A 12,863-nucleotide genomic window follows, 5' to 3' on the forward strand; every position below is an offset into this window, starting at 1 on the left:
CTTAAAGAGTTGGTACGATTTAAATTTTGTTTGACAGACTACAGTGTTTAACCCATAATACAATTCATACTAAACATATAAGAATTGTAGGGGGAGCGGATTATGTCATATTTTAATGTATCTGTTAAGAAACCGGTTCTGTTGGGGGCAATAGCAGTTTTGCTATTGATGGTAATTGCAGGATGCTCGGGATCTAATAATAAGGCTGCTTCAAATAAAGATGCGCAGGAAAGTGCGAGTCCAGCAACAGCAACTCAGAGTCCTCAAACGGCAGAGCCGGCAGTAGGAGGCACCTTCGTCTATGGACGGCCTGCTTCTGTAACCTCGCTGGATTTGCATAATCAGATTACATCCAACAATGCTTTTGCTATCGATAAAGTATTTGAATCATTAGTTGCTTTTGACAGCAAGGGCGAAATTGTAGATTGGCTTGCGAAGTCACATAGTATCAGCGAGGATGGATTGACGTATACTTTTGAACTTCGTGAGGGTCTGAAGTTTTCAAACGGTACCGATGTGACTGCGGAAGATGCCGTATTCTCCCTTGAGCGGCACTTGAAGGTTGGCGGCCCGCTGGCAATATCCGCTAAGGTTGATTCAATCAAAGCACAAGATAACAAAACGCTTGTTATTACGCTTAAAGAACCTTATACACCATTTATCTCAGAGCTGTCCAATTTCTCTAATGGCATCCTACCTAATAATTTTGGTGGAGTTTCCGAAGAAGAATTCTTCAAGAAACCAATCGGAACGGGACCTTTTGTCGTTGAATCATGGGACACTGCGGGTGATCTGACTTTCACTAAGAACAAATTCTACTGGCAAGAAGGTAAACCATATATTGATAAGCTTGTTTATAAGTTGATTGAGGACGATAGCCAAGCGATCAACCAGCTGAAGGCTGGGGAAGTTAATGCTATTGAATCTTTGGCCTTGCAAAATGCTAATGAGATCAAAGATGGAGCCGACACTAAAGTAATTACTAACGGTAGTTGGGTGACAGAGCAATTATTCTTTAATACGCTGGATGAGCATTTTTCGGATGTACATGTCCGCCGTGCACTGGCTCTGGCGCTTGACCGTGAAGGCTTGACCAAAGCGTTAACCTTTGGATATGCACAAACAGCAAACTCATTACTGCCAACAACGATTCCTTATAACGCCAATGATACAATTAAGGCTCTGAACTTCAATGTCGAGGCAGCCAAGGAAGAGCTTGCTAAATCGGCTTTCCCTAATGGTTTTACTACCAAGTTACTTGTAGCCTCCGGTAATAGTACAAGAGCGCAAGAGGCACAAATTATTCAGGCAGCGGGTCAAACCATCGGAATTAAAATTGAGATTGAATCGATTGAGCTTGCCACTTTCCGTGAACGATTCTTTGCTTATGATTTCGCCGCAATGTTGAATAGCGGTCAAGCTGATTCCCCGGAAGCGAATTCGATTATTGCCTTCCAAACCGATCCGGAAGGCTTCAGCAAATCGTATTGGACCCATTATACGAATGATGAAGTAACGAAGCTTCTATATGAGGGCCAAAAAACAGCAGATGGCGATGCTCGTGCGCAAATCTATACCAAGCTGCTGCAGACACTTGCTGATGAAGTACCGTATATTCCGCTTTATTATCCAGATGTTTTGAAAGGTATTCGTTCTTCAGTGGATGGTCTAGTTGTGCTACCTAATGGTAGCGCCCGTTTCGAAGATGTCCGCATCAGCCAATGATGAATCTTAAGCAGGTGTTAAATCAACCTAGAGGAAGTAAGGACTCTTACAACTGGCTTGTAATATCTCTTATAAAAGCATTGGCAGTGATCTGCTGCGTAATGATAGCCGTCTTTTTCATCATCCGAATTGTACCCGGAGATCCAGCGAAAATGATTTTGGGAGAATATAGTACCCCTGAGGCGCTCAAGAGTATGCATCATACTCTTGGGCTCGACATCCCTTTATGGGAGCAGTTCATGCGATTTGTGAAGACGCTGTTTACGCAAGGAGATACTGGAAATTCCATTATTATGGGGACATCAACAAGAGAATTGATCACGCAGCGGGCTCCTGTTACTTTGTTGCTCATAGTGATGGCCTGTGTGTTGGCAATTGTCGTATCACTTCTGCTTGCTACGGTAGCTGCTACGCATAAGGATAAACTGCTGGACCATTTAATACGTATATTTCCTACAATAACTTTGGGTATGCCAATCTTTTGGGTTGGCTTACTTTTAATTTTGCTCTTTAGTGTCCGGCTTGGCTGGTTTCCCGTTGGGGGAGTTAGTGAAGGGTGGGTTGGAACCTTGCATAGTCTTGCACTTCCGGCAATCACCGTTGCTTTTTCACAGATTCCTACCCTGGTCCGTTCCTTAAGAGCGCAGATGCTTGAAGTGTTAGAATCGGATTTTGTAGTCACCCTTAAAGCCGCGGGAATACCAAGCAGGGTTATTCTATTTAAACATGTGTTGCGCAATTCTGCTCTTCCTACACTGATGCTGATGGGTGTGAATATTTCTTATCTAATCGGCGGCACATTGGTCGTTGAACAGGTATTTGGAATTAAGGGAATTGGCAGTTTGCTGTTTACTTCAATTTCGAAACGGGACTTTCCAGTTATTCAAGGAATAGCACTTTATTGTGCGCTATCTGTTGTGATCATCAGTCTCTTGATTGAGATCATTTCTTGGTGGCTTGATCCCAGAACGAAGGGGAAACAATGAAAACGATAAGACTAGAGCCACAATTGTATGAAGGCAACAAGATGACAAGCGGCTTAAAGCGCATATGGAATACCCCTTCTTTGTTAGTAGGAATGATTATGTTTGCAGCCCTTATTCTCTTAACTGTGTTTATACCGTATATAAGTCCCTATGATCCATCCGAGCAAAATTTGAGTGACTTTCTGCAGCCTCCGTCGGCTGAACATTGGCTAGGAACCGATCAACTTGGGCGTGATCTGTTTACTAGACTGATCTATGCAGCGAGGACTGATCTGAAAATCATGGTCTTGGCAGAAATCATTCCCTTTTGCACAGGTGTATTCCTAGGAATGCTAGCAGGATATTACGGGAAATGGGTTGATGCAGTTATTTCGCTGTTGTCAGATACATTTATCGCTTTTCCTTTTTATCTGATCGTTATTATCGTTGCTTTTGCCAGTGGAGCAGGAGAACGAGGTATTTATATTACGTTTATCCTTGTAGGTTGGATTGTCTTTGCCCGTGTCGTCAGAGGTCTCAGCGCATCTTTCCGCAATCAGGAATGGGTGGCGTCTGCTCAAACATTAGGACTACCCGGAGTAAGAATTATTTTACGTCATTTGCTTCCCAATGTACTTCCTCAAGCCGTAGTCGTTCTTATGACAGATATGATTGGATTGCTTGTCGCCATTGTGACGCTCGGGTATCTTGGGATCGGCATTACACCACCAACTCCAGACTGGGGGACAATGATCTCGGATGGACAGCCCTTCATCACTACAGCTTGGTGGCTATCGGCTGTTCCAGGATTAGCAGTGGTGTATACAGGAATAGCTTTGTCGCTCCTAGGTGATGGTCTAGCAGACTTATGGAGGAAAAAATGATGTCTACACAACCCATTTTAGAAATAGAGCAACTAACACTGGCAGCGAAGACAAATGAGAGATTAGTCAACAATGTTAGCTTTTCGCTGGGCAAAGGAGAGAGTCTAGGATTAGTAGGTGAGTCGGGCTCGGGAAAATCGCTTACGCTGCGTGCAATTCTGGGACTACTTCCAAACGGTGTTGAGCAGATAGGCGGCACCATTAAGAGTGATGTAAGCAGTGCGATGGTTTTTCAAGATCCAAGAGGTGCGCTTGATCCGCTCTGTATGGTTGTTAATCAGCTGGCTGAAGTCGTGTATTACAGACAGAGAGTAAGCCGAAAGGCTTCCCGAATGATTGCGCTGGAACTGCTCGAAAGGCTTGGTCTCCCCGAATCTTTAAAGAAAAAGGACCGGTATCCGAGCCAGCTGTCAGGCGGTCAATGTCAACGGGTAGTCATCGCTTTGGCACTGGCATGTAAGCCAGGTATTCTTCTCTGTGATGAGCCGACGACGGCGCTGGATGTCACGGTTCAACGACAAATTATTGAAACGATCACCAACCTCCAGCAGGAGCTGGGATTTGCCATGGTTTTTGTTACGCATAATCTCGCGATTGCAGCCAACTTGTGCTCACGCCTATGTGTAATGAAACAAGGGCAGATTGTTGAGCATGGCGCTACCCTTGATATTTTGCAAAATCCATCCGACCCTTACACACAGATGCTGATTAATTCGGTGCTTCCTTTGCCAGAGCTTGAAGGGAGTAGAGACTCATGGAACTAGCCTTGCAAATCAAAGATTTAACTGTTCATTATGGCGGCTTTACTGCGCTGGATTGTATTAATCTGAATCTTGAGCAGCATACCACTCTTGGGCTTGTTGGAGAATCTGGATCAGGAAAATCTACGCTGGCACGAGTAATTGCTGGACTGATTGCCCCGCATGAGGGAAAAATCCTGTTAGGTACCCAAGAGTTAAAAAAGAAAAGAAGCCGTGAGCAGCGAAAAATAATCCAAATGATCTTTCAAAATCCGGATGCGTCGCTGAATCCCAAACATTCAATTAGAGAGATTCTTTCTGAGCCCTTATTGTTTCATAAAATTGTGGGACGTACGGGTGTCGAGCAGAGATGTAAAGAGTTACTGAACCAAGTTCATTTGGAGCAAAAGGCATTAGACAAATTCCCACACGAATTTTCTGGGGGGCAGCGTCAACGGATAGCGATCGCCCGCGCATTAAGCGTTGAGCCCAACATCCTGATCGCAGATGAACCTACAAGCGCGTTGGATGTATCTGTGCAGCTAAGTATGCTCGAACTGTTCAATGCACTAAAAGCTGAACTTGATCTCACCATGCTTTTTATTTCTCATGACTTAGGAGTAATCAATGCAATTAGTGATACAGTTGCAGTCATGCGGCATGGGAAGCTTGTGGAGCAGAGTCCGAAAGATCAATTCTTCATCCGACCTAAACATGAATACAGTTACGAGCTGTTGTCGGCGGTTCCCAAAATGCCAAAATCAAGTACATCAGGAGGTTTCTTATGAGCCCAGAACAAGAACATAAAGGATATGTGCCACTTTCAATGGCTGAGTACAATAAGCTTACACATTTGATTTCCGACATCTTGTTTACTGATCATCCACCGGTTATTATCCCAGCTGAGGCAATTTTGGGGATCGAGGCCGTGGCTGCCGGAATAGCCGCACCTGGTCGAACCATTGTAAATATAGTAACAGGTCCCTATGGAAGTTTATTTGGAAAATGGCTTGAACGGGGAGGAGCATCGGTTGTTGAAGTAAAGGTTCCTTTTGATGAAGTGGTCACTGGCAACCAGGTTGCTTCCGCAATTAAAGAGTTTAGCCCTTGTGCCCTTTCCTTTGTTCAGGCTGAAGTGGTTACAGGTGGATCTAATCCGGCTAAAGAAATATTTAAGATTGCAAAGGAGTTCAATCTCATTACTGTAACGGACTCGGTTTCTGCGGTTGGGGGAGAGGCGTTACTGGTCGATGAATGGGGAGTTGATTTTGCTGTGATAGGCGCGCAAAAAGCTTTGGCTGGACCTAACGGTGTTAGCGCCGTCAGTATTTCACCACGTGGCTGGGAATTTCTTGAGTCTAATAAAAATGCACCGCGTAACTCCATTCTGTCCTTGCTGGATCTCAAACCTTCGTTGGATGGGGCCGCGCCAATACGAGTTGCTCCAAATATTCCTACACTGGAGGCTAGAGCCTTGATTCAAGCTTTGATGCGAATTGAAGAAGAAGGATTGGATCAAGTAATCAAACGCCATGAGAGAGCTGCTGCAGCTGCTGTAGCTGGTATCCAATCCTTGGGGCTTGAACCTTGGCAGAAGGATAGCAGACATTATTCTACACTGACTACAACGGTACGGATTTCTGGAAAGCAAGATTTGCAGATCGAACAGCCCATAGGGATTGTGGCTCCCGGAGACGGAGAATTATTTGGCCTTCTTTTACGAATTAATCATTTTGGAACAAATGCTGCTCGGCAAAGTGTGGAGGAAGCTATATCAACGCTTGCTGAGTTGTTGAAAGAAGACCCTGATCAGGCATTACAGGTTGTTAGGCAGGCTTGGGGGGGATGAAGATGATTCATAAGCATCCAGAGTTACAGACATTTAAGGATATTTATATAGCAGGTATCGAAGGCAGACGTTTTGATGTTGTAATCAAAGATGGGCGTTTTTCATCTATAACTGATGCGGATCCACATAAAGGTAATTCAACGCTTAAAGATACAGATCTATGGATAAGTCCAGGTATTATTGATCTTCATACGCATCTTGCTTGGACAGACTTTGATCATGCGGACCAATTGAAACGCGATACCCGCGAGATTGAAACCATGCAGGCGCAGGCTTTTGAAGCTACTCTTAGGACGGGTGTAACGACTGTACGGGATGCAGGTGGAATTCTGCCAAGCACAGTGCAGCATCTTGTTCATCAGTATCAACAGCCTTTAAGAGTGGAAACCAGCAGCGAAATGCTTGGAGCAGCAGATGCCCTTGGTCTTAAGCATTTGGAACAACGGATGGCGGAAATCTTCGCAACAGGAGCGGGCTGGATAAAAATCATGGCTACAGGCGGTCTTGGAGCACCTACTGAGAAAGTCGTTGATCCGATCTTTTCCGAAGAAGAGTTCTCATTTATTGTTCGTAATGCACATGCCCATGATAAAAAGGTGTTGGTCCATACCTGGGGAGGGGTGACGATAGACTGGTCCATCCAGTCTGGCGTGGAATCTATAGAGCACGGGATGTTTCTAACAGAGGATCAGGCGGGAAGACTTGCTAACTCGGGGGTAGCTTTTGTACCTACAACATCCATCTATCGTATTGCTGCAGATCCGAAAGGTGTTCTAGCATTGAACCCTATCATTTGCGAACGAGCTGCCCGTGCTGCCGAATCACATTCCAAAGCTATTAATTATGCCAAAAGAGAAGGTGTAAGCATTGGATTCGGCACAGATTATGCCACACCTGCACTACATGGTTATAATCTTCAAGAACTGGATACGTTGATTGATTATGGTTTATCTCGAAGAGAAGCGTGGCAGTCTGCAACAAAAACCGCTGCTGACATTCTAGGTAGTGGCAACGAGCTGGGGCAAATTGCAGAGGGGTTTATTGCAGATGCTGTTATTTTCAAAGTGAATCCGTACGAGGCTCACAATGCAGAGGTACTTCGAAAGAGTATCGTTTCCGTGGTTACTGGAGCGAAGGAAGCAGATTTAATCTAGATTCGTCTAAGCTATTTTCTAAAACAACTGATAACCTTGCAGTTGTTTTTCTTTGTAGTTTATAGAAAAATATAATTGCCTTTTCATATTTCATATATAGGGTATACATTCTTTCTTATGCCGCTAAGTAAGGAATGTATGTAAGGCGGCAGAATAGAAGGGTGAGTGGATTCTTTAATACATGATGTACCTGTAAAAGTTTTATAAAAAAAGTGTTGCAATCAATCTCTATACATGATATATTCTAAGTCCGGCCAAGAAGTACACATGCCGAGCTCGAAAAAGAAGTTAAAAAAAGAGCTTGACATTAAATAGCCGAACATGATATAGTATAAGAGTTGCTGCTGAGACATTAAACAGCGCCAACGAGAACTTGATCTTTGAAAACTGAACAACGAGTGAGTAGGAAATCACGAAAGTGAAATCCAAAATTAGAGAATTAATTTTCTCGTCAGATGTTTCAAAATGAGCATATCGCTCTTTTCAATACTAATTGGAGAGTTTGATCCTGGCTCAGGACGAACGCTGGCGGCGTGCCTAATACATGCAAGTCGAGCGGAGTTATTTTGAAAGCTTGCTTTCAAAATAACTTAGCGGCGGACGGGTGAGTAACACGTAGGCAACCTGCCCCTTAGACTGGGATAACTACCGGAAACGGTAGCTAATACCGGATAATTTCTTTTTTCTCCTGAAGAAAGAATGAAAGACGGAGCAATCTGTCACTGAGGGATGGGCCTGCGGCGCATTAGCTAGTTGGTGGGGTAACGGCCCACCAAGGCGACGATGCGTAGCCGACCTGAGAGGGTGAACGGCCACACTGGGACTGAGACACGGCCCAGACTCCTACGGGAGGCAGCAGTAGGGAATCTTCCGCAATGGACGAAAGTCTGACGGAGCAACGCCGCGTGAGTGATGAAGGTTTTCGGATCGTAAAGCTCTGTTGCCAGGGAAGAACGTCCGGTAGAGTAACTGCTATCGGAGTGACGGTACCTGAGAAGAAAGCCCCGGCTAACTACGTGCCAGCAGCCGCGGTAATACGTAGGGGGCAAGCGTTGTCCGGAATTATTGGGCGTAAAGCGCGCGCAGGCGGTCATTTAAGTCTGGTGTTTAAACCTTGGGCTCAACCTAAGGTCGCACTGGAAACTGGGTGACTTGAGTACAGAAGAGGAAAGTGGAATTCCACGTGTAGCGGTGAAATGCGTAGATATGTGGAGGAACACCAGTGGCGAAGGCGACTTTCTGGGCTGTAACTGACGCTGAGGCGCGAAAGCGTGGGGAGCAAACAGGATTAGATACCCTGGTAGTCCACGCCGTAAACGATGAGTGCTAGGTGTTAGGGGTTTCGATACCCTTGGTGCCGAAGTTAACACAGTAAGCACTCCGCCTGGGGAGTACGGTCGCAAGACTGAAACTCAAAGGAATTGACGGGGACCCGCACAAGCAGTGGAGTATGTGGTTTAATTCGAAGCAACGCGAAGAACCTTACCAGGTCTTGACATCCCTCTGAATCTGCTAGAGATAGCAGCGGCCTTCGGGACAGAGGAGACAGGTGGTGCATGGTTGTCGTCAGCTCGTGTCGTGAGATGTTGGGTTAAGTCCCGCAACGAGCGCAACCCTTAACTTTAGTTGCCAGCAAGTAATGTTGGGCACTCTAGAGTGACTGCCGGTGACAAACCGGAGGAAGGTGGGGATGACGTCAAATCATCATGCCCCTTATGACCTGGGCTACACACGTACTACAATGGCCGGTACAACGGGAAGCGAAGCCGCGAGGTGGAGCCAATCCCATCAAAGCCGGTCTCAGTTCGGATTGCAGGCTGCAACTCGCCTGCATGAAGTCGGAATTGCTAGTAATCGCGGATCAGCATGCCGCGGTGAATACGTTCCCGGGTCTTGTACACACCGCCCGTCACACCACGAGAGTTTACAACACCCGAAGTCGGTGGGGTAACCCGCAAGGGAGCCAGCCGCCGAAGGTGGGGTAGATGATTGGGGTGAAGTCGTAACAAGGTAGCCGTATCGGAAGGTGCGGCTGGATCACCTCCTTTCTATGGAGAATCGTCTTCTGCAATGAAGACATTCAAATCGGAAGTTAAACTTCCACAATCTCAGGTTTAGGCCTGTTACTCACTCGTTGCTCAGTTTTGAGAGTTTAAGCTCTCAGTAAGACTTGATCCTTGAAAACTGGATACCGAAACGAATTTGCGTTTTAGAACATCTTTTAGCAACTTGTGTAAACAAGTGAATGTTATTAGTGAGATTTTTCTTAGGAAAAATCAAGGTTAAGCTAATAAGAGCACACGGAGGATGCCTAGGCGCCAGGAGCCGACGAAGGACGTGGCGAACAACGAAACTGCCTCGGGGAGCTGTAAGCAAGCTTTGATCCGGGGGTGTCCGAATGGGGAAACCCAGCTGTGGTAATTCGCAGTTACTCATACCTGAATACATAGGGTATGTAGAGGCAGACCAGGGGAACTGAAACATCTAAGTACCCTGAGGAAGAGAAAACAATAGTGATTCCGTCAGTAGCGGCGAGCGAACGCGGAACAGCCTAAACCTAAGAGCTTGCTCTTAGGGGTTGTGGGACGTCTCACATGGAGTTACAAAGGAATATGGTAGGTGAAGAGGTCTGGAAAGGCCCGCGATAGAGGTAAAAGCCCTGTAGCCTAAACTGTGTTCTCTCCGAGACGGATCCCGAGTAGTGCGGGGCACGTGAAACCCCGTATGAATCCAGCAGGACCATCTGCTAAGGCTAAATACTACCTGGCGACCGATAGTGAAACAGTACCGTGAGGGAAAGGTGAAAAGCACCCCGGAAGGGGAGTGAAATAGAACCTGAAACCGTGTGCTTACAAAAAGTCAGAGCCCTATTCATGGGTGATGGCGTGCCTTTTGTAGAATGAACCGGCGAGTTACGTTTAACATGCAAGGTTAAGTCGAGAAGACGGAGCCGCAGCGAAAGCGAGTCTGAATAGGGCGATTGAGTATGTGGACGTAGACCCGAAACCGTGTGATCTACCCCTGTCCAGGGTGAAGGTGCGGTAACACGCACTGGAGGCCCGAACCCACGCACGTTGAAAAGTGCGGGGATGAGGTGGGGGTAGCGGAGAAATTCCAATCGAACTCGGAGATAGCTGGTTCTCCCCGAAATAGCTTTAGGGCTAGCCTCGGTATAAGAGTAGTGGAGGTAGAGCACTGATTGGGTGCGGGGTCCGCAAGGATTACCAAGCTCAGTCAAACTCCGAATGCCATATACTTATTGCCGGGAGTCAGACAGTGAGTGCTAAGATCCATTGTCAAAAGGGAAACAGCCCAGACCATCAGCTAAGGTCCCCAAGTGTGTGTTAAGTGGGAAAGGATGTGGAGTTGCACAGACAACCAGGATGTTGGCTTAGAAGCAGCCACCATTGAAAGAGTGCGTAATAGCTCACTGGTCGAGTGACTCTGCGCCGAAAATGTAACGGGGCTAAACACACCACCGAAGCTATGGCTAGATACGAATGTATCTGGGGTAGGGGAGCGTTGTATGTGGGTTGAAGGTGTACCGTAAGGAGCGCTGGACAGCATACAAGTGAGAATGCCGGTATGAGTAACGAAAAGATCAGTGAGAATCTGATCCGCCGAAAGCCCAAGGTTTCCTGAGGAAGGCTCGTCCGCTCAGGGTAAGTCGGGACCTAAGGCGAGGCCGAAAGGCGTAGTCGAAGGACAACAGTTTGAAATTACTGTACCACCGTAATCCGCTACGAGCGATGGGGTGACGCAGGAGGGTAGTGACGCGGACTGATGGATATGTCCGTCTAAGCAGTGAGGCTGATGTGTAGGCAAATCCGCACATCATTAAGGCTGGGCTGTGATGGGGAGCGAAAATTGTAGTAGCGAAGGTCATGATCTCACACTGCCAAGAAAAGCCTCTAGCCAGGAGAAGGTGCCCGTACCGCAAACCGACACAGGTAGGCGAGAAGAGAATTCTAAGGCGCGCGGAAGAACTCTCGTTAAGGAACTCGGCAAAATGACCCCGTAACTTCGGGAGAAGGGGTGCCCCGGTAGTGTGAATAGCACGAGGGGGCCGCAGTGAAAAGGCCCAAGCGACTGTTTAGCAAAAACACAGGTCTGTGCGAAGCCGCAAGGCGAAGTATACGGGCTGACGCCTGCCCGGTGCTGGAAGGTTAAGGGGAGTGGTTAGGGGTAACCCGAAGCTATGAACCGAAGCCCCAGTAAACGGCGGCCGTAACTATAACGGTCCTAAGGTAGCGAAATTCCTTGTCAGGTAAATTCTGACCCGCACGAATGGCGTAACGACTTGGGCGCTGTCTCAACGAGAGATCCGGTGAAATTTTAATACCTGTGAAGATGCAGGTTACCCGCGACAAGACGGAAAGACCCCATGGAGCTTTACTGCAGCTTGATATTGAATTTGGGTACGATCTGTACAGGATAGGTGGGAGCCGTAGAAATCGGAGCGCAAGCTTCGGTGGAGGCGCCGTTGGGATACCACCCTGATCGTATCTAGGTTCTAACCTAGTGCCCTAATCGGGTACGGGGACCGTGTCAGGCGGGCAGTTTGACTGGGGCGGTCGCCTCCTAAAGAGTAACGGAGGCGTTCCAAGGTTCCCTCAGAATGGTTGGAAATCATTCGAAGAGTGCAAAGGCATAAGGGAGCTTGACTGCGAGACCTACAAGTCGAGCAGGGACGAAAGTCGGACTTAGTGATCCGGTGGTACCGCATGGAAGGGCCATCGCTCAACGGATAAAAGCTACCCTGGGGATAACAGGCTTATCTCCCCCAAGAGTCCACATCGACGGGGAGGTTTGGCACCTCGATGTCGGCTCATCGCATCCTGGGGCTGAAGTAGGTCCCAAGGGTTGGGCTGTTCGCCCATTAAAGCGGTACGCGAGCTGGGTTCAGAACGTCGTGAGACAGTTCGGTCCCTATCTGTCGTGGGCGCAGGAAATTTGAGAGGAGCTGTCCTTAGTACGAGAGGACCGGGATGGACGTACCGCTGGTGCACCAGTTGTTTCGCCAGAAGCATGGCTGGGTAGCTACGTACGGACGGGATAAGCGCTGAAAGCATCTAAGCGTGAAGCCCCCCTCAAGATGAGATTTCCCAATTAGTAAGACCCCTTGAAGACGACGAGGTAGATAGGTTGGAGGTGGAAGTGCAGTAATGCATGGAGCTGACCAATACTAATCGGTCGAGGGCTTATCCTATACTTAAAACGCAAATTCAATTCGGATTCAGTTTTCAGGCGATTAAGCCTGTAACACGCTTAGAAATTTATTCTCACTTCTGGTGATGAAGCAAATTTCACGCGGCAGCGTCTGTTTCACAGACGCATGTTTGGTGGCGATAGCGGAGGGGTTCCACGCGTACCCATCCCGAACACGACCGTTAAGCCCTCCAGCGCCGATGGTACTTGGACCGAAGGGTCCTGGGAGAGTAGGACGTTGCCAAGCAGATTAAGCCATTGTTGATAATATCAGCAGTGGCTTTTTTATTTTTTTATTATGCGACTGTTTAAGGCTAGTAATAGTATTAGAATAGGTT

The 12,863-nt window shown here is 47.2% G+C and carries 7 protein-coding genes and 3 rRNA genes; all 10 read left to right on the forward strand.

What is annotated here, in order from left to right; translation table 11 throughout:
* Positions 1–102: 102 nt before the first annotated feature.
* The 10 genes from ACDZ28_RS08160 to rrf all read left to right on the forward strand — a co-directional run bounded on the left by ACDZ28_RS08160 (position 103) and on the right by rrf (position 12,772).
* A complete protein-coding gene (locus ACDZ28_RS08160) occupies positions 103–1,725 on the forward strand; it encodes an ABC transporter substrate-binding protein (protein ID WP_375104424.1) in 1,623 nt (540 codons plus the stop codon).
* Positions 1,722–2,711 carry an ABC transporter permease gene (locus ACDZ28_RS08165; RefSeq protein WP_375104425.1) on the forward strand — a complete coding sequence of 330 codons (990 nt, stop codon included), beginning with the start codon at positions 1,722–1,724 and terminating at the stop codon, positions 2,709–2,711. The genes ACDZ28_RS08160 and ACDZ28_RS08165 overlap by 4 nt, the downstream gene beginning before the upstream one ends.
* Positions 2,708–3,574, forward strand: a complete 867-nt coding sequence (locus ACDZ28_RS08170; protein ID WP_375104426.1) for an ABC transporter permease — start codon at positions 2,708–2,710, stop codon at positions 3,572–3,574. The genes ACDZ28_RS08165 and ACDZ28_RS08170 overlap by 4 nt, the downstream gene beginning before the upstream one ends.
* Entirely contained in the window at positions 3,571–4,338 is a 768-nt protein-coding gene (locus ACDZ28_RS08175; RefSeq protein ID WP_249923679.1) for an ABC transporter ATP-binding protein, read from the forward strand. The genes ACDZ28_RS08170 and ACDZ28_RS08175 overlap by 4 nt, the downstream gene beginning before the upstream one ends.
* Positions 4,329–5,102: an ABC transporter ATP-binding protein gene (locus ACDZ28_RS08180; protein WP_042123065.1), complete on the forward strand. Its 774-nt coding sequence runs from the start codon at positions 4,329–4,331 to the stop codon at positions 5,100–5,102. Before ACDZ28_RS08175 ends, ACDZ28_RS08180 begins: the two co-directional genes overlap by 10 nt.
* Positions 5,099–6,163: an aminotransferase class V-fold PLP-dependent enzyme gene (locus ACDZ28_RS08185; protein WP_375104427.1), complete on the forward strand. Its 1,065-nt coding sequence runs from the start codon at positions 5,099–5,101 to the stop codon at positions 6,161–6,163. The genes ACDZ28_RS08180 and ACDZ28_RS08185 overlap by 4 nt, the downstream gene beginning before the upstream one ends.
* A 2-nt stretch (positions 6,164–6,165) precedes the next feature.
* Entirely contained in the window at positions 6,166–7,317 is a 1,152-nt protein-coding gene (locus ACDZ28_RS08190) for an amidohydrolase family protein (RefSeq protein ID WP_375104428.1), read from the forward strand.
* 490 nt (positions 7,318–7,807) lie between these two features.
* A 16S ribosomal RNA gene (locus ACDZ28_RS08195) occupies positions 7,808–9,365 on the forward strand.
* A gap of 232 nt (positions 9,366–9,597) precedes the next feature.
* A 23S ribosomal RNA gene (locus tag ACDZ28_RS08200) occupies positions 9,598–12,526 on the forward strand.
* A 129-nt stretch (positions 12,527–12,655) separates the two neighbouring features.
* Positions 12,656–12,772, forward strand: a 5S ribosomal RNA gene (gene rrf / locus ACDZ28_RS08205).
* Together the 16S, 23S and 5S rRNA genes form the textbook arrangement of a ribosomal RNA operon.
* Positions 12,773–12,863 lie beyond the last annotated feature (91 nt).

This window comes from Paenibacillus sp. RS8 (genome assembly GCF_041956825.1).
GTDB lineage: Bacteria > Bacillota > Bacilli > Paenibacillales > Paenibacillaceae > Paenibacillus_AQ.

Coding starts and splice junctions, on each gene's coding strand:
- ACDZ28_RS08185 (WP_375104427.1), top strand. CDS start 5,099: ATGAGCCCAGAACAAGAACATAAAGGATATGTGCCACTTTCAATGGCT.
- ACDZ28_RS08180 (WP_042123065.1), top strand. CDS start 4,329: ATGGAACTAGCCTTGCAAATCAAAGATTTAACTGTTCATTATGGCGGC.
- ACDZ28_RS08170 (WP_375104426.1), top strand. CDS start 2,708: ATGAAAACGATAAGACTAGAGCCACAATTGTATGAAGGCAACAAGATG.
- ACDZ28_RS08160 (WP_375104424.1), top strand. CDS start 103: ATGTCATATTTTAATGTATCTGTTAAGAAACCGGTTCTGTTGGGGGCA.
- ACDZ28_RS08165 (WP_375104425.1), top strand. CDS start 1,722: ATGATGAATCTTAAGCAGGTGTTAAATCAACCTAGAGGAAGTAAGGAC.
- ACDZ28_RS08190 (WP_375104428.1), top strand. CDS start 6,166: ATGATTCATAAGCATCCAGAGTTACAGACATTTAAGGATATTTATATA.
- ACDZ28_RS08175 (WP_249923679.1), top strand. CDS start 3,571: ATGATGTCTACACAACCCATTTTAGAAATAGAGCAACTAACACTGGCA.